The 16926-nt window shown below is 54.7% G+C and carries 15 protein-coding genes; 4 read left to right on the top strand and 11 right to left on the bottom strand.

Features of this window, described 5'->3' with window-relative positions; all coding sequences use genetic code 11:
• Positions 1 to 116: 116 nt before the first annotated feature.
• The 8 genes from fabF to yceD form a co-directional block, all read right to left on the bottom strand.
• Entirely contained in the window at positions 117 to 1355 is a 1239-nt protein-coding gene (gene fabF / locus HC757_RS00810) for a beta-ketoacyl-ACP synthase II (protein ID WP_169562358.1), read from the bottom strand.
• 210 nt (positions 1356 to 1565) lie between these two features.
• Positions 1566 to 1799 carry an acyl carrier protein gene (gene acpP, locus HC757_RS00805; RefSeq protein WP_011865403.1) on the bottom strand — a complete coding sequence of 78 codons (234 nt, stop codon included), beginning with the start codon at positions 1797 to 1799 and terminating at the stop codon, positions 1566 to 1568.
• A 164-nt stretch (positions 1800 to 1963) separates the two neighbouring features.
• Positions 1964 to 2710 (bottom strand): 3-oxoacyl-ACP reductase FabG, encoded by a 747-nt coding sequence (gene fabG, locus HC757_RS00800; RefSeq protein WP_169562357.1) that lies wholly within the window; start codon positions 2708 to 2710, stop codon positions 1964 to 1966.
• Positions 2711 to 2719: 9 nt separating this feature from the next.
• Positions 2720 to 3646, bottom strand: a complete 927-nt coding sequence (fabD, locus tag HC757_RS00795) for an ACP S-malonyltransferase (protein ID WP_169562356.1) — start codon at positions 3644 to 3646, stop codon at positions 2720 to 2722.
• 112 nt (positions 3647 to 3758) lie between these two features.
• Positions 3759 to 4718, bottom strand: coding sequence for a beta-ketoacyl-ACP synthase III (locus tag HC757_RS00790; protein ID WP_169562355.1), 960 nt, complete (start codon positions 4716 to 4718; stop codon positions 3759 to 3761).
• Between the two features lie 9 nt (positions 4719 to 4727).
• On the bottom strand, positions 4728 to 5756 hold the full coding sequence (plsX, locus tag HC757_RS00785) for a phosphate acyltransferase PlsX (protein WP_169562354.1): 1029 nt from the start codon (positions 5754 to 5756) through the stop codon (positions 4728 to 4730).
• A 15-nt stretch (positions 5757 to 5771) separates the two neighbouring features.
• Positions 5772 to 5942 (bottom strand): 50S ribosomal protein L32, encoded by a 171-nt coding sequence (rpmF, locus tag HC757_RS00780; protein ID WP_011496728.1) that lies wholly within the window; start codon positions 5940 to 5942, stop codon positions 5772 to 5774.
• Positions 5943 to 5959: 17 nt separating this feature from the next.
• The gene (gene yceD / locus HC757_RS00775) at positions 5960 to 6484 is read right to left on the bottom strand and encodes a 23S rRNA accumulation protein YceD (RefSeq protein WP_169562353.1); all 525 of its coding nucleotides are present in this window, start codon (positions 6482 to 6484) and stop codon (positions 5960 to 5962) included.
• Between the two features lie 275 nt (positions 6485 to 6759).
• Here yceD and HC757_RS00770 point away from each other — a divergent pair, with 275 nt between their 5' ends.
• The gene (locus HC757_RS00770; RefSeq protein ID WP_169562352.1) at positions 6760 to 7359 is read left to right on the top strand and encodes a Maf family protein; all 600 of its coding nucleotides are present in this window, start codon (positions 6760 to 6762) and stop codon (positions 7357 to 7359) included.
• Positions 7360 to 7428: 69 nt separating this feature from the next.
• Here HC757_RS00770 and HC757_RS00765 read toward each other — a convergent pair whose 3' ends face one another.
• Together HC757_RS00765 and rluC are read right to left on the bottom strand one after the other, a co-directional pair.
• Positions 7429 to 8097, bottom strand: a complete 669-nt coding sequence (locus HC757_RS00765) for an HAD family hydrolase (RefSeq protein WP_244622991.1) — start codon at positions 8095 to 8097, stop codon at positions 7429 to 7431.
• 1 nt (position 8098) lies between these two features.
• Positions 8099 to 9058 carry a 23S rRNA pseudouridine(955/2504/2580) synthase RluC gene (rluC, locus tag HC757_RS00760; protein WP_169562351.1) on the bottom strand — a complete coding sequence of 320 codons (960 nt, stop codon included), beginning with the start codon at positions 9056 to 9058 and terminating at the stop codon, positions 8099 to 8101.
• A gap of 592 nt (positions 9059 to 9650) precedes the next feature.
• Here rluC and rne point away from each other — a divergent pair.
• Entirely contained in the window at positions 9651 to 13001 is a 3351-nt protein-coding gene (rne, locus tag HC757_RS00755) for a ribonuclease E (RefSeq protein WP_169562350.1), read from the top strand.
• A gap of 126 nt (positions 13002 to 13127) precedes the next feature.
• On the top strand, positions 13128 to 14687 hold the full coding sequence (locus tag HC757_RS00750; RefSeq protein ID WP_169562349.1) for a SulP family inorganic anion transporter: 1560 nt from the start codon (positions 13128 to 13130) through the stop codon (positions 14685 to 14687).
• A 180-nt stretch (positions 14688 to 14867) separates the two neighbouring features.
• Here HC757_RS00750 and HC757_RS00745 read toward each other — a convergent pair whose 3' ends face one another.
• Positions 14868 to 15779: a bifunctional methionine sulfoxide reductase B/A protein gene (locus tag HC757_RS00745; protein ID WP_169562348.1), complete on the bottom strand. Its 912-nt coding sequence runs from the start codon at positions 15777 to 15779 to the stop codon at positions 14868 to 14870.
• Positions 15780 to 15995: 216 nt separating this feature from the next.
• Between HC757_RS00745 and HC757_RS00740 the strand changes: the two genes are divergently transcribed.
• Positions 15996 to 16835, top strand: a complete 840-nt coding sequence (locus HC757_RS00740) for an isopenicillin N synthase family dioxygenase (protein ID WP_169562797.1) — start codon at positions 15996 to 15998, stop codon at positions 16833 to 16835.
• The last annotated feature ends 91 nt before the right edge of the window (positions 16836 to 16926 follow it).

The following is a 16926-nucleotide window of genomic DNA, read 5'->3' as shown; positions in this document are numbered from 1 at the left end:
GCAAACACGGCTTTTATGGCAGCCATTTGCGGAACAATGCCTAAACCTTGGCTGACGATTAATAAAAAAGCGCCGAATGGCGCTTTGTTGGTTCAAACCTGGCTTGGTTGCTGCTATCAGATTTTTTTAAATAACAGCGAGCCGTTGGTACCACCAAAACCGAAGGAGTTACACAGGGCATACTCCAGCTTCACGTCTCTGGCGGTGTGGGCAACGAAGTCCAGATCACAGCCTTCATCCGGGTTGTCCAGGTTGATGGTCGGCGGCACTGCCTGATCCCTGAGCGCCAACAGGGTGATGATGGCTTCGACCGAACCCGCTGCACCGAGCAGATGCCCTGTCATGGACTTGGTCGAACTCACCAGCACGTCATAGGCGTGGGCACCAAACACAGACTTCACCGCCGCCGCTTCGGCCTTGTCACCGGCCGGGGTCGAAGTGCCGTGCGCATTGATGTAGCCAATCTGTTCACGAGCCAATTGCGCATCCTTTATCGCATTGACCATGGCCGAGGCTGCACCCGCACCGTCGCTCGGTGGCGATGTCATATGAAAGGCATCGCCGCTCATGCCGAAACCGACCAACTCGCCATAGATGGTGGCGCCGCGGGCCTTGGCATGTTCATACTCTTCCACCACCATGACGCCGGCACCATCGCCTATGACAAAGCCATCTCTGTCTCTATCCCAGGGACGACTGGCGGCCGCAGGATCCTCATTGCGGGTCGACAGCGCCTTGGCGGCGCCGAAACCTGCAACCCCCAATGGCGTAGTGACATCTTCGGCGCCGCCGGCAACCATCACGTCGGCGTCGCCATAGGCGATGCTGCGGGCCGCGAAGCCTATGTTGTGTACCCCTGTAGTACAGGCGGTAGTCACGGCGAAGTTAGGCCCTGTCATGCCATACATGATGGACAGATGACCGGCGATCATGTTGATGATGGTGCTGGGAACGAAAAAGGGGGATACCTTGCGCGGGCCGCCGTTGAGCAGCGCGCTATGATTCTGTTCAATCAAGCCCATGCCGCCCATACCGGCACCTATGGCGGTGCCGACGCGACTGGGATCTTCCTTGCTCATGTCCAGACCCGAATCCTGGATAGCCTGGATCCCGGCCGCCATACCATACTGGATGAAGAGATCCATCTTGCGGGCATCTTTCCTGGTCAGGTATTGTTCGACATCGAAGTCTTTCACCGAACCACTGAAACGGGTCGAAAATTCACTGGCATCAAATTTGGTGATGGGCGCTATGCCGCTCTTACCCGCAAGCAAGGCCTTCCACGAAGCATCCACGGTATTGCCTACCGGAGTGACCAATCCTAAACCAGTTATGACTACACGACGTTTAGACACGTTATTCACCTTAATATGCAAAAAATGTGTGAACCATGATAGAAGCTAATGATATGTCTATCACAAATGATCCGCCAACCCGCGACGAGCATCTGAAACGAGAAAGGCTCAAAAATGTCAGACACTTTGAATGAAAACAACTGCAGAAATTGGCGGGCTTAAAACAAAAACAGGCGGCATAAATTGCCGCCTGTTTTCTAGAATTCTGGATTACTGATTCTTAGAAACGTAATCGATCGCTGCTTGAACAGTAGTGATCTTCTCAGCTTCTTCATCAGGGATCTCGGTATCAAACTCTTCTTCCAGAGCCATAACCAATTCAACAGTGTCCAGAGAATCTGCACCCAAATCGTCAACAAAAGAGGCCGCTGGTTTAACGTCTTCTTCTTTAACGCCCAGTTGCTCAATAATGATTTTCTTTACACGTTCTTCGATGTTGCTCATTAGTTTTCTTTCCTATTCAAATTACGCACTTGCGTAAGATTGCGAGTAGTTTATTCGATTCTACTGACAATGCAAGCTTAGTTTTTGTGGTCTAACCACGAAATTTGGCTTGCATCCCAATGAAAATCACAACTCAATTGCGACAGATTCCCTGCCATTCGCCCTTAAACCATGTACATGCCGCCATTCACATGCAAGGTTTCCCCTGTGATGTAAGCGGCAGAGTCCGAGGCCAAAAAAAGCACAGCGTTAGCAATTTCTTGCGCTTGCCCTAAACGTTCCATCGGAACTTGAGACATGATAGCTTGTTGCTGTTCTTCGGTCAGCTCATCCGTCATGTCTGTCTGGATAAATCCAGGAGCAATAGCATTAACCGTAATTTGCCGAGATGCAACCTCTCTGGCAAGAGATTTTGTAAATCCGATCAAGCCGGCCTTGGCCGCAGAGTAGTTCACCTGCCCTGCATTGCCCATGGTGCCTACGACTGAGCCAATATTGATAATACGACCGAAGCGTTTCTTCATCATGGTGCGCATCACAGGCTTGGACAGACGGAACAAGGATGTCAGGTTAGTGTCTATGATATCCTGCCATTCATCATCTTTCATGCGCATCAGCAAATTATCGCGGGTAATACCTGCGTTGTTGACCAGAATATCAACATCCCCGGCTTTTTCTTTGATCTGGGCGAATAAATCGCTCACCGACTGACTGTCGGTCACGTTAAGTACCAACCCGAAACCTTTATCCCCCAGATAGTCCTGAATGGCCGCGGCACCGCGCTCACTGGTCGCAGTGCCTATTACCAGGGCTCCCGCCTGGACTAACGTCTCGGCGATGGCCCGGCCAATTCCGCGGCTGGCGCCCGTGACCAAGGCCACTTTACCGTTCAAATTCAGGTTAACACTCATACAAACTCCTTATGCGGTCAGCGCGGCGAAAGATGCAGCATCGTTCACTGCTTGCGCTGACACAGATTTATTGATTCTCTTGGTCAACCCAGTCAATACCTTGCCTGGACCACATTCGACTAACTGGTTGATGCCTTCTGCCGCCATCTTCTCTACCGTCTCGCTCCAGCGAACCGGACAATACAATTGGCGTACCAAAGCATCTTTAATGTCTGCCGCCGAGGTGGGCGAAGCCACATCGACGTTATTGATCACTCTTATGCTCGGGCTTGAAAATGCGATGCTTTCCAGTGCCTGAGCCAACTTATCTGCCGCCGGCTTCATCAGGGCACAGTGGGATGGCACGCTGACGGGTAACGCCACCGCCATCTTGGCACCTGCGGCCTTGCAGGCAACGGCCGCACGCTCAACCGCCTCTTTCTGACCCGCGATAACGACCTGCCCTGGGCTGTTGAAATTCACCGGACTGACGACCTCCCCCTCGGACGCCGCTTCACAGGCCGCGGCAATGGCCGCATCATCCAGGCCAATGATGGCATACATGGCACCCGTACCCGCAGGTACCGCCTGCTGCATCAGTTGGCCACGCAGCTCGACGAGCTTGATAGCGGCCTTAAAATCTATCACACCGGCACACACCAGCGCCGAATACTCGCCCAGACTATGACCCGCCAAGACGTTTGGCAGTGCCTTGCCTGTGGCAAGGAAAGCCCGCCAGATGGCGACGCTGGCCGCCAATAATGCCGGTTGGGTCTTATCGGTTTCATTGAGCGTTTCCGCCGGACCATCTTGTACCAGGGCCCATAGATCATAGCCCAGGGCCTCGCTGGCCTCGGCGAATGTCTGGGTAACGACCTCATGTGTTGCGCCCAACTCGGCCAGCATGCCGACGGCCTGAGAGCCTTGGCCAGGGAACACGAAAGCAACATTTTCCATAATATTTATACCTATTTATTTGTCTATCAAACGGCGGCCCGAAGCGTTAGCTGCCGGCGATGATGCCCGCCGGTTAACCACACTCGGCGATCGGCAGCCTCGGGCCGCGGGGTTAAAAACGGATCAGTGCACTGCCCCAGGCAAAACCGGCACCGAAGGCCTCCAGCAACAATAATTGCCCCCGCTGAATGCGGCCATCCCTGACGGCTTCATCCAAGGCGATAGGCACGGAAGCCGCCGAGGTGTTGCCGTGTTTGGCCAGGGTCAATACCACCTTATCCAGGCTCATGTCGAGCTTCTTGGCCGTGGCATTGATGATACGGAAATTCGCCTGATGCGGCACCAACCAGTCGATCTCTGACTTACCTATGTTATTGAGCCTTAAGGTTTCAGTCACCACGTGGGATAACTGAGTCACTGCCACCTTGAAGACTTCGTTGCCTTTCATTGTCATATAACCGGAAATATCTGTGGGCTGCTCCCCTCGCGGCGGTAAGGCGCACTTGAGCAGGTCTCCCTGGCGACCATCGGCGTAGATATGGGTCGATAAGATCCCCGGGGTCTCACTGGCCCCAACCACCACGGCGCCGGCGCCGTCACCAAACAAGATAATGGTCGATCTGTCTTCCGGCTCACAGAGGCGCGACAATACGTCCGCGCCTACCACCAAGATTTTTTTAGCCGTACCGGCTTTGATAAATTGATCGGCAACAGATAAGGCATAGACGAAGCCTGAACAGGCGGCGGCAATATCGAAGGCTGGGATAGTATGAATGCCGAGCAAGGTTTGAATTTCACAGGCGGCGGCCGGGAATGCATTGCTGGCACTGGTGGTGCCGCAGATGATCATATCTAAGTCGGCTGCTTCTATGTTGGCCATTTCGAGGGCGTTGACTGCCGCCCTGTAACCCATGGTTGAAACGGTCTCTTCAGTGGCCGCAATGCGACGCTCCGAGATCCCGGTGCGTTCAACAATCCACTGATCTGTGGTTTCCACCATTTTTTCCAGATCTTGATTGCTACGTACCTGCACCGGCAGGTAACTGCCGGTTCCGAGAATTTTTGTATGCATAAGGAAGAGTCAGCTATTGATATCTAAAAGAATCGACTCCAAACGATCTTTTATCATTTCAGGGAGTCGACGTTGCGCTTCGGTCACTGCCAAACTAATCGCTTGTAAATAGGCAGTCGCGTCCGCGTTTCCATGGCTTTTTACTACTATTCCGCGCAATCCTATCAGACTTGCACCATTGTAGTGGTCGGGGTTCATCTGGCTCAGTACCGCCTGAATGCGCGGGGCGATGATTTTAGCCAGAAAACGTACAAAAAAACCTTGGGTCAAACCTTGCTTGAGCCTATCCACCAGTAACTTGGCTATGCCTTCGGATGTCTTGAGCGTGATGTTGCCGACGAAGCCATCACAGACGATCACATCGACATTGCCACTGTAGATTTCATCACCCTCGATAAAACCAGTGTAGTTGAGCCTATCCGTATGTTGTAATAACTGCCCGGCCTGTTGCACCTGATCGTTGCCCTTGATCTCCTCTCTACCTATGTTCAGTAACGCCACCTTGGGGCGTGACGTCTTCTCCACCGCTTCACACAGGACAGATCCCATGACGGCAAACTGAAATAAGGTTTCTGAGTCACAGGAGATATTGGCCCCCAAATCCAGCAAATACACCGGCTTGCGGGTCACTGTTGGCAAACAGGTCACCAGGGCGGGCCTGTCGATACCGGGTAAGGTTTTCAGCAGCACTTTCGCCATGGCCATCAAGGCACCCGTATTACCGGCACTGACACAGGCCTGGGCCTTGTCATCCCTTACCAACTCTATGGCGAGACGCATGGAGCTATTCTTGCGTGAACGCAATGCATGTACCGGACGATCGCACATTTTCACCACTTCTGTGGTGTGCAATATCTCTAAACGGGAGAGTAAAACGGCTTCTGCAGATTGCAGATGGATATCGATTTGGGCCTTATCACCGACCAAAATGATATTGAGAGAAGGATGTAATTTTAGTGCCCGCAAGGCTGCAGGCACTGTGACGTGGGGGCCATGATCGCCGCCCATCGCATCTAACGCAAGCGTCAGACTCGTCATTAGGAAACCAACAAATTACTTGTTGATAACCTTTTTACCGCGATAGAAACCATCGGCAGTCACGTTGTGACGCAAATGTAATTCACCGCTGGTAGCGTCTACAGACAACTGAGCTGTGCTCAGTGCGTCATGTGAACGGCGCATTCCGCGCTTTGAACGAGATTTTTTATTCTGTTGTACAGCCATGGGCCCTGTCTCCTAGATTACTTGCTCTTCAGTTTTTCTAACACTGCAAACGGATTTGGACGCTCCTCTTGAGCGGATTCGATCTCGCCTACAACCACATCCTTCGATCCCTTATTGCAATCAGTACCTTCATGCATAGGGATGATGGGCATGGCGACTATCAATTCATCTTCGATCAATTGATGCAGACGTATTTCGCCAATTTCATTGCACTCAATCGGGTCATACGCATCCGGGAGCTCATCGATTTCTGCCGGCGTCCGACAAGGACTAAAGCAGAAGTCGACCGTAACCTCTGTGGTATAAAGCGTCATGCAACGTTGACATATCAGAGTGAGCTCCGTCACAGCCTTCCCTTTCAGGTAGACTATCCCCTGTAAATCTACGCCACATTCCAACGACACTGTCACATCGGAACAGTCGCCGGCACATAACTCATTTAATCGCTTCAGCTGCTGACCAGGAACAACCCCCTGATAGGTGAGTCGACTCGCGGCAGTGCGAAAAGGATCAATTGAAACCGGTATCTTTACTGTTTGCATAAGGCGCGCATATTATAGTTTGAAAACGCCAGAGTCAAAGAAAAAATGATGCCTGGGTTGCAGTTTGCACTACAGACCCTTTCCTGACCCCGACATTGAAATTGACGGAAGCGAAATTTTACCCAAGCGCCCCGGGTTCCACAAGCATTAGCAGGCTAAAATAGCCGCATTCGCGCAAATGAATGCGTTCCGGGGGCATCCGGGTCATTCCCGGGTGACATAAAAGCCGCCACAGGTACAATACGCCCACATTCTACTCCCCCTTGGGTGACCCAATGACAGCAGATCTTATTTTAGCCTCTACCTCGGAATATCGAAAACAATTGCTGGAGAAGCTGCAACTGCCCTTCGGCTGCTGCAGCCCAAAGGTCGACGAGAGCCCTTTGCCGGGCGAAGGCCCCGAGGCCCTGGTGCTGCGTTTGGCCCAGGCCAAGGCCAGGGCCGGCGACAGGATGCACCCGGGTGCACTTGTGATAGGCTCGGATCAAGTCGCGGTTATCGAAGGCAAGATCACCGGCAAGCCGCTCAACTTCGCCACCGCCGTCGCCCAGCTCACCCAGGCATCCGGCAAGGCCATCACCTTCTATACCGGACTGGCACTCTACAACGGGGCCACAGACACCATGACCGCCGAGGTCGAGCCTTTCACGGTTCATTTCAGGACTCTGTCCCAGGCGCAGATCCAAAATTATGTTCGCCGGGAAGCGCCCTATTACTGCGCCGGCAGCTTCAAGAGCGAAGGTCTGGGCATAGCCCTGTTTTCCCGCCTCGAAGGCCGGGATCCCAATACCCTGGTTGGCTTGCCGTTGATTTTACTGACGCAGATGTTGCTCAGCCAGGGGCTGGACGTGCTCGGGGACGATGGACGGATGTGATTAAGGATATTGAAGGTATAGAAAAGGTATAGATAGGGAATAGATAGGACGGAAACCACCGGCGCGACGTTACAGGTGTGCAAGCAGCTCCCCGGCCGAGTCTATGATGGCTTTGGGGCCGGCGCCACGTAACTGCGCCGCGCTGTGGGCACCGTAGCTGACCCCGATGGCGTCCATGCCGGCATGTTTGGCCATGAAGAGGTCATGCACAGAATCCCCGACCATGATCGCCTGCTCGGGCCCGAGCCGCAGCTGATGCAACAACTGCTGCAGCATCTGTGGGTGGGGCTTGCTCTCGGCTTCATCGGCGCAGCGACTGGCATCGAAATACTCGCCCAGGCCCGTCTCCTGCAGCACACGCTCGAGTCCCTGCCGCCCTTTTCCGGTGGCGATTGCCAGTCGGTATCCCCGCGCCTTGAGCTGCACCAGCAAGTCCCTGCTGCCCTCGAAGAGCGGGCTGGGAGTGGTATCCAACTCGAGGTAGTGCTGTCGAAAGCAGGCTTGCATCTGCCGATAAACCTGAGGCGTCTCGTGCGGGAACAACTGCGCCAGCGCCTTGGTCATGGACAAGCCTATGATATCGCGGATGGCGGCCTCACTCGGCACCGGCCTGGCGAGTTCCAGGGCGAGCCGCGCCATGCAGGCGACTATCTTGCCGACGGAATCCATCAGGGTGCCATCCCAATCGAAAATCACCAGCTCGTAGCCTTGCCTCCGCTCGCCCATGCCCATACCCATGTCAGACCCGGGTCAGCTTAGTCAGCAGGGCTTCGAGATTGTCATCCAGCGGTGCCTTGACCCGCATTATCTCTTCCGAGTCGGGATGGGTAAACATCAGCTCGGCGGCATGCAGGAATAATCGGTTCAGCCCCAGGCTGCGCATGCTGTTATCGAACCCTTGCTCGCTGTACTTATCGTCGCAGGCGATGGGATGGCCTGTGTACTGACAATGCACCCGGATCTGGTGGGTCCTGCCCGTTACCGGGCTGGCCTGGACCAAGGTGCAGCCCTGGTAGCGCTGCATTATCTTGTAGCGTGTCTCGGACGGCTTGCCTTCGGCATTGACCCGGACGATGCGCTCACCGGACTTGAGGGTCAGCTTGAGCAAGGGTACCTTGACCACTTTATCCTGCGCCGACCACTCGCCCTTGACCAGGGCCAGATAATCTTTCTGCATCTTCTTATATCTGAGCTGATCATGCAGATATTTGAGGGCACTGCGTTTCTTGGCAATCAGCAACACACCTGAGGTGTCTTTGTCCAATCTATGCACCAGCTCGAGGAATTTCTGCTGTGGTCTGAGCGCCCGCAGCGCTTCTATCACCCCGTAATCCACCCCGCTGCCACCATGGACGGCGATCCCCGCCGGCTTATTGAGCACGATAAGATGCATATCTTCATGCAAGATACGGTCTTCGAGTTGCGAGACCTTGGTCAGATTGGCAGAAGGTGCGGTACGGTTATCCGGCTCGGCGACCCGCACCGGCGGAATACGTACAATATCCCTGTCCTGCAACTTATATTCCGGCTTGATGCGTTTCTTGTTGACCCTGACCTCACCCTTACGCACGATGCGGTAGATCATGCTCTTGGGAACGCCTTTGAGTTTGGTCAGCAGAAAATTATCTATGCGTTGTCCGGCGTTGTCTTCATCTATGGTGACCAACTGGACTTGGGGGGAGGTAGATTCTGTGTTCATGATGCGCCATTTCGTAGTAACGGCGCTCATTGTACAACAAGTGAGAAGAATTGTGCCTTTCCATTGCCGAATTTTTTGATTATTGCTATATTTCACCAGCGAGTGGGGATAATAGGTGAATAAAGTGTTCACAAAGGCCCCATTTCAAGCGGTGTTCACGCAGTAGAAACCCTGTTCAACTAGGTCGCAACTCATTGATTTGCAAATCGTACCTTGAGTTAATTATAGAAAAACACATTTTTACGATTAAACTTAGTTAACAACCTTAAATTAAGATGGTTTCCACCCAGAACACTTACCCGATTTCGAAGTAAATTTTAACTTGTCGTCAGACAAACCTATTCGATTTGGGCATTACCGGAACGTAATTAGAGAATTTATGGGGTTGGTTGATGTTTTACAACGAATTCCTTGTTTTTGTAATCATTAAAAAATAAGCCATAAATAGGATGCGACACGCAGCGATTGCGTCGGACAGCAATGCGCATCTTCTGCCTATCCCCAGCCGTGAGGCTGTGTTTATCAGGATTAGGCCCGTAATGCAGCGAAGAAGTGTTGTTTGATGACCCATTTATAGAAGAATAATGTCATCATGAAACGTATGTTAATCAATGCAACTCAATCAGAAGAGTTGCGCGTCGCCCTGGTAGATGGGCAACAACTTTATGATCTGGATATTGAAAGCCCAGGCCATGAACAGAAAAAATCCAACATCTACAAGGGTAAAATCACCCGCGTAGAGCCTTCTCTCGAAGCCGCCTTTGTCGACTATGGTGCCGACCGCCATGGCTTCCTGCCACTGAAAGAAATCGGCAGAGAATACTTCCCCAAGGGCTATTCTTTCCAGGGTCGCCCCAACATCAAAGAAGTGGTGCGCGAAGGCCAGGAAGTCATAGTACAGATAGACAAGGAAGAACGTGGCAATAAGGGCGCAGCCTTGACCACTTTCATCAGCCTTGCCGGTTCATACCTGGTCTTGATGCCCAATAACCCGCGCGCCGGCGGTATCTCGCGTCGCATCGAAGGGGATGAGCGCACCGAACTCAAAGAAGCCATGGCCGATCTGGAAGTGCCTGCCGGCATGGGCCTGATTGTCCGCACCGCGGGTGTGGGTAAGGAATCGACCGAACTCAAGTGGGATCTTAAGGTGCTGATGCACCACTGGACGGCAATCAAAGAAGCCTCGGAAACCAAGGGGGCTCCTTTCCTGATCCATCAGGAGAGCAACGTGATAGTCCGTGCCATACGTGACTATTTACGCCGCGATGTGGGTGAAATCCTCATCGACCATCCACGCATCTTCGAAGACGCCAAGCAACATATCGCCCTGGTGCGACCCGATTTCGTCGACCGCGTCAAACTCTACGAAGCCGAAGTGCCGTTATTCACCCACTTCCAGATCGAGTCACAAATCGAATCCGCATTCCAGCGTGAAGTGCGCCTGCCTTCGGGCGGTTCTATCGTTATCGACCCGACCGAAGCCTTGACCTCGATCGATATCAACTCGGCGCGTGCCACCAAGGGCGGCGACATTGAAGAAACGGCGCTCAATACCAACCTGGAAGCGGCCGATGAGATCGCCCGTCAGTTGCGTCTGCGCGACTTGGGTGGCCTGGTGGTCATCGACTTCATCGACATGACCCCGGTTCGCCACCAACGTGAAGTCGAGAATCGTCTGCGCGATGCCGTACACCACGACAGGGCCCGAGTGCAGCTGGGACGCATCTCCCGCTTCGGTCTGATGGAAATGTCACGTCAGCGTCTGCGTCCTTCGCTGGAAGAGTCGGCAGCACATTTATGCCCTCGCTGTCATGGCCAAGGCACCATCCGCAGCACAGAGTCTTTGGCCCTGTCGATACTGCGTCTGATGGAAGAAGAAGCCATCAAGGAAAACACCTCACAGATCGAGGCCATAGTACCGGTCGATGTGGCCGCCTTCCTGCTCAACGAGAAACGTAAAGCCATCCGCATCACGGAGCAGCGTCATGACGTCGAAGTCTATGTGATCCCAGACGCACACATGATGACCCCGGAATATCGGGTTGTGCGTCATCGCAGCGACGATGAAGTCACAGAGTCCAGCTATAAGCGTACCGAACGCCCTGAAAGCAAGCTGTACGAGCCGCGCAAGCTGGAAAGAACTGCGGCCCCCGAGCCGGCCCTGAAAGGTTTCGCTCAGCCACAGAAAATTGTCGCAGCCCCGGAAGTGGTGACGCCTGCGGCCCAGCCACAACAACCTGGCCTCTTCGCCAAGTTAATCTCTGCCATCGGCGCCCTGTTCAGCACAGAAGAAAGCAAGAGCAGCACACCCGTCAAGAAAGTTGAAGCCAAGGCAGCCGACAAGCCACAGGCGAATGCCAATGCCAACAGACGCAATCGCCGTAGCGATAGCCGTAGCGATAGCCGTCGCCCACGCGGCGAGGAAGGCAGAGGCAAGGACAGCGCAACACGTGAGCCGCGCGAGCCTCGCAGCCGCACCGCCAAGAAAGTCGATGCCACTCAGGAACGTCCGGTACGTGACAGAGATGAGCAGGCCAAGCGTCAGCCTAAGGCCGATGCCAAGCCGCGTTCAACGCCCCAAGCGGCACCGGAAGCCAACGTCGAGCAAGACACTCCCAAGCAGGAAGTCGCCCGTGAACGTCGTCAGCGTCGCAACATGCGCCGTAAGGTTCGCATAGAAAACGAGCACAACACGCCCGAAACCAAGCCGGAACTGGCTGTGGACGCGGTTGAAGCCCAAGTTGCCAGCGTCGCAGCTGTGGTTGAAACCAAGGAAAGCAAGCCGGCTAAGTCACGTCGTCAGCCACGCAAAGAGACTGAAGCGCAAACGCCAAGCGAGATAGGCGCCGGCGTAGTGGAAGAAGTGCTGGCCGCGACCATCACTGTGGTTGAGTCACAGCCGGATGTGGTGCTCAGTGCCGACAGCGAAATCCATGTTATCGCCGACCAGGCGCAAGCCGAGCCAAGCGATGCCGCCGAAACGCCAGAAGCCATGGATGACAGCGGTAAGCGTGAACCCAGAGAAGGTCAACGTCGCAGTCGTCGCAGCCCACGTCACCTGCGCGCCGCCGGCCAACGCCGTCGTCGTGATGAAGATGAACAGGGACAAAACGGCGAAGCGGCCTTCACTTCCCATGAGGAAGCCCCGGTCCAGCTCAATCCTACCGAGCCGGTCCGGGCCGCTGTGGCTGCAGAAACTCCGGTTACAGAAACATCGGTTGCAGAAACGCTGGTTGCCGACCAAGCCAAAGAGGCTGACGCCGCCGTGAGTCACACCGAGGCCAAGCCTGAAGTCGAATCTGAGGTTAAGGCTGAAGTTAAACCTGAGGCTAAGCCGGAAGTCGCATCTGAGGTTAAGCCGGAAGTGAAACCAGAGGCAGCTGTTGCCCCTGCCGCTGCTGAACAGACGGCTGAAATAGCTCAAACGACGGCAGAAGCTGAAGTCAGCAAGGCCGAGCCAGCCGTCACAGCCAAGGAGCCGCTGGTTGCCGACACAGTTGCCGAGGTTGTTGAGGTTGTTGAGGCTCAGGCGAGTGAAACCGCCGCGCCACAGGTCAAAGTCGAAGCTCAAGCCGAAGTTCAAGCCGAGAGCGAAAAATCGCAAACGACCGAAGCGCACACCAGCACCGCAGCCAAGGTCGCCGCGGAAGCCTCGGCGCCCATGGCCAAACCTGCTGTCATGCCTAAGCCTGCAATCAAGCCGACTGCGCAAGCCGTGGCGAGCGCCGAGCCCAAGCCTGTGGTTGAGACTCAAGTCAAAGCCAAGCCGGCCACCAGCCGTTTCGGCTCCATGGTATCATCGACCACCACCAAGCCGGTCGTCGATGCCCGTGACCAGGTTGAGACCCCTAAGGGCCGTGCCTACGAGCCGAGCGAGTCGGAACCTGCCGAAGCCAAGGCTAAAGTCACCAACAGTGCCGATGCGGATATGGCTCGTCCATAAGCCGGCACCCTGAAAACAAGCCATGCCTGGTGCATGGCTTTTTTTTTGTCCAAGGTTTAGCCGCAGTGGTTTTTTTGTTAGTATCCGCCGCCTGAACCGCAACCCAACATGAAAAACAGAGGATCAATGTTCGATCTCATTCGTCATAAAACCAGCAGCCACAAAGCCGACGTGCTTTCGGGGCTCACAGTGGCACTCGCACTCATTCCGGAAGCCGTGGCTTTCGCCTTCGTTGCCCATGTGGAACCCATGGTCGGGCTCTATGCCGCCTTCATCATGGGGCTAATCACCGCGCTCATTGGTGGCCGTCCCGGGATGATCTCCGGCGCGACCGGTGCCATGGCCGTGGTCATGGTGTCGCTGGTGATGGAACATGGGGTGCAATACCTGTTTGCCGCCGTGGTGCTCGCCGGCCTGATCCAGATCTGTGCCGGTATCTTCAAACTGGGCAAATTTATCCGCATAGTGCCTTACCCTGTGATGATAGGTTTCGTCAATGGCCTGGCGATAGTGATCTTTCTGGCCCAGCTGGGGCAGTTTAAGGTCAAGGATGCCGCCGGCGATCTGGTATGGATGGCACAGGAGCCCTTGCTCTTGATGCTGGGCCTGGTGGCCTTGACCATGGCCATCATTCATTTCCTGCCCAAGCTCACCACGGCTGTGCCCTCCTCCCTGGTGGCCATATTGACGGTGACGGCACTGGTCGTCGGCCTGGATCTGGATACCCGCAACGTGCTGGATTTTCTCAAGACCATGAGTGGCGATGACAATATCACCATAGCCGGAAACCTGCCCAGTTTCGCCATCCCCAGCGTGCCCTTCAACCTGCAGACCCTGTACATAATACTGCCTTATGCCTGTATCCTGGCGGCCGTTGGCCTCATAGAATCCCTGCTGACCCTGACAGTGATAGATGAGATGACCAGCACCCGTGGACGCAGCAACAAGGAATGCGTAGGCCAAGGTGTCGGCAACATCACCAGCGGCTTCTTCGGTGCCATGGGTGGCTGTGCCATGATAGGCCAGTCGATGATCAACATTAACTCGGGTGGCCGTGGCCGCCTGTCTGGCATCACGGCGGCTGTCGGCCTGTTGACCTTCATACTGTTCGGCTCGGCCTTCATCGAGATCATCCCCCTGGCCGCCTTGGTCGGGGTGATGTTCATCGTGGTGATAGGGACCTTCGAGTGGGCCAGTTTCAGGGTGATGAATAAGGTGCCTAAGCACGATGCCTTCGTGATAGTGCTGGTGACCACGGTCACAGTGTTCACGGATCTGGCCTTCGCGGTGTTTGTCGGGGTGATAGTCTCGGCCCTGGTGTTCGCCTGGGAGCACGCCAAGCATATCAATGTCGAGATCAGCGAAGACAGCCAGGGCTGGAAGGTGTATCGCCTCAACGGACCGTTATTTTTCGGCTCTGTGGCCAATTTCCTCGAACTGTTCGATGCCAAGACAGATCCACAGGATGTGATAGTCGACTTCGGTAATTCCCGGGTCGCGGATCACTCGGCACTGGAAGCCATAGATACCCTGGCCGAGCGTTATGTCACCGCCGGCAAACGCCTGCACCTGCGCCACCTCAGCGGCGATTGCAGGCAACTGCTGCGCAACGCAGGCGATCTGGTCGAAGTGAACTTGATTGAAGATCCCCATTATAAGGTGGCGGACGATAAGCTGGATTCCTAGGCTGCGGCCAGGAAAATAAAGAAGCGAGCCTGGCTCGCTTTTTTATTGCCTGATTCTTATTGCCTAGCTTTCATTGCTCGGTTTTATGGCTTGCTTTGCCCTTGCTGACAGGTCTCGGCTCGAGAGACAGGATGCTATTTCACCCTCCTATTTCAAGACTCTTGTTTCAACCCTCTTATTTCAAGACTCCTGTTTCAACAGGGCTGCGAAGGCGGCCCTGAATTTCTCAACCTTGGGGCGGACGACCAGCTGACAATAGGGCTGCTCTCCATGCAGGGCAAAGTAGTCGTTATGGTAATTTTCTGCCGGATAAAAGGCCTGGTACCCAGTCAGCTCTGTCACTATGGGCCCTGCCCAAAGGCCGGCCTGCCCCAGTTTTTCTATCATGGCCGAGGCACTGTCTATCTGCTCGGAATCGTGAGCGAAGATGACCGAGCGATATTGAGGGCCGATATCATTGCCCTGGCGATTGAGGGTCGTCGGATCATGGCTCTGGAAAAACACCTGCAACAGGGTACCGAAACTGATCTCGGCCGGATCATAGGTTATCTGCACCACTTCCGCATGCCCCGTGCTGCCACTGCAGACTGTCCGGTAATCCGCCTCCTCGGCCAAGCCACCGGCATAACCGGATCTCACTCCCTTAACCCCCTTGAGCGCGGCGAAGATTGCCTCCAGGCACCAGAAGCAGCCCCCTCCCAGGGTGGCCAACCGTTCATTCGAGCGCGGCTGCTCGGCATCCTGTGGCTGAAACAGCAAGGAGACAGAGTTCACGCAATGGCGGACATTCTTCGGGGTAAGGAATTCCCCCTCGAATACATGCCCCAGATGGCCTTGGCAGCGGCTGCAGACGATTTCGGTGCGGCTGCCATCCGGGTCCGGATGCCGGGTCACGGCCCCCGGGATCTCATCGTCGAACGCCGGCCAGCCACAGTGGGCGTTGAACTTGCTGTCGGAGCGATATAGCGGTGCGCCGCACTTCTTGCACAGGTATAACCCGGGGGCATCGAGGGTGACATATTCGCCGGAGAAAGGCCTTTCGGTCCCCTTCTCTTCGATCACATATTTCTCAAAATCGGTCAATTCACGCATCTATAGCTACCTTGTCTGCCGTTGGGATCCAATAGGACCCGCCGCCGTTGCGGATAATTTCGTATCATTATTCAAATAAGCGCCCGGGTTTGTCCAGTGAGATCCCAAGATAGTGCTGCACGGATGCCAGGGCCAAGCTGGCGATGGCAAAATTTGCACTTATATCTGCGCGCGGCTAAACTGGCGCGGGGTTAACTTAAAATAAGAACACAGATGATGAAATTAGAAACAATCGATTATCGCGCGCCCGACAGCGCCGCAAAATTTGTCGAGTCATTGAGGGAAACCGGGTTTGGCGTGTTGTCCAACCACCCGATAGACAAGGCCTTGGTGGAAAACATCTACCAGGAGTGGCATGCCTTCTTCCAATCCGAAGCCAAGCATGACTTCCTGTTCAAACCCGAGACCCAGGATGGCTTCTTCCCGGCATCCGTGTCGGAAACGGCCAAGGGCAATACGGTTAAAGACATCAAAGAATACTTCCATATCTACCCTTGGGGCAGGATCCCTGACTCACTCAGGGAAAACATCCTGACCTATTATGCCCAAGCCAACGCGCTGGCATCTGAGCTGCTGGGTTGGGTCGAGGCCCACTCGCCCGCCGAAGTGGCGGCACGTTTCTCCATGGCACTGCCGGACATGATCAAAGACAGTCAGCAAACCCTGTTGCGGGTGCTGCATTATCCGCCTATGACGGGTGATGAAGAGCTGGGGGCCATTCGTGCCGCGGCGCATGAAGACATCAACTTGCTGACCGTGCTGCCGGCCGCCAACGAGCCCGGACTGCAGGTCAAGGCCAAAGACGGCACCTGGCTCGATGTACCGAGCGACTTTGGCAGCATCATCATCAACATAGGTGACATGCTGCAGGAAGCCTCGGGGGGCTATTTCCCATCGACCTCACACAGGGTCATCAACCCTGAAGGTACAGATAAGACCAAGTCACGGATCTCCTTGCCGTTATTCCTGCACCCGAATCCATCCGTGGTATTGTCCGAGCGCTACACGGCCGACAGCTACCTGAAGGAAAGACTGCGCGAGTTGGGTGTGATTTAATCAGACTCTGAGATAAGAAGCGCCCCAGGGCGCTTTTTTTATGAATTTACCCGCCAAAGAGGTAGAATATTCCTCTTTGGCAATCAGTTAA

The organism is Shewanella salipaludis, from assembly GCF_012911865.1.
Taxonomy (GTDB): domain Bacteria; phylum Pseudomonadota; class Gammaproteobacteria; order Enterobacterales; family Shewanellaceae; genus Shewanella; species Shewanella salipaludis.
This window is presented reverse-complemented; position numbering and strand designations above follow the sequence as displayed.

Coding starts and splice junctions, on each gene's coding strand:
- HC757_RS00750 (WP_169562349.1), top strand. CDS start 13,128: ATGTTCGATCTCATTCGTCATAAAACCAGCAGCCACAAAGCCGACGTG.
- HC757_RS00740 (WP_169562797.1), top strand. CDS start 15,996: ATGAAATTAGAAACAATCGATTATCGCGCGCCCGACAGCGCCGCAAAA.
- yceD (WP_169562353.1), bottom strand. CDS start 6,484: ATGCAAACAGTAAAGATACCGGTTTCAATTGATCCTTTTCGCACTGCC.
- rluC (WP_169562351.1), bottom strand. CDS start 9,058: ATGAACACAGAATCTACCTCCCCCCAAGTCCAGTTGGTCACCATAGAT.
- rne (WP_169562350.1), top strand. CDS start 9,651: ATGAAACGTATGTTAATCAATGCAACTCAATCAGAAGAGTTGCGCGTC.
- rpmF (WP_011496728.1), bottom strand. CDS start 5,942: ATGGCTGTACAACAGAATAAAAAATCTCGTTCAAAGCGCGGAATGCGC.
- fabG (WP_169562357.1), bottom strand. CDS start 2,710: ATGAGTGTTAACCTGAATTTGAACGGTAAAGTGGCCTTGGTCACGGGC.
- HC757_RS00745 (WP_169562348.1), bottom strand. CDS start 15,779: ATGCGTGAATTGACCGATTTTGAGAAATATGTGATCGAAGAGAAGGGG.
- HC757_RS00790 (WP_169562355.1), bottom strand. CDS start 4,718: ATGCATACAAAAATTCTCGGAACCGGCAGTTACCTGCCGGTGCAGGTA.
- fabD (WP_169562356.1), bottom strand. CDS start 3,646: ATGGAAAATGTTGCTTTCGTGTTCCCTGGCCAAGGCTCTCAGGCCGTC.
- HC757_RS00770 (WP_169562352.1), top strand. CDS start 6,760: ATGACAGCAGATCTTATTTTAGCCTCTACCTCGGAATATCGAAAACAA.
- acpP (WP_011865403.1), bottom strand. CDS start 1,799: ATGAGCAACATCGAAGAACGTGTAAAGAAAATCATTATTGAGCAACTG.
- HC757_RS00765 (WP_244622991.1), bottom strand. CDS start 8,097: ATGGGTATGGGCATGGGCGAGCGGAGGCAAGGCTACGAGCTGGTGATT.
- plsX (WP_169562354.1), bottom strand. CDS start 5,756: ATGACGAGTCTGACGCTTGCGTTAGATGCGATGGGCGGCGATCATGGC.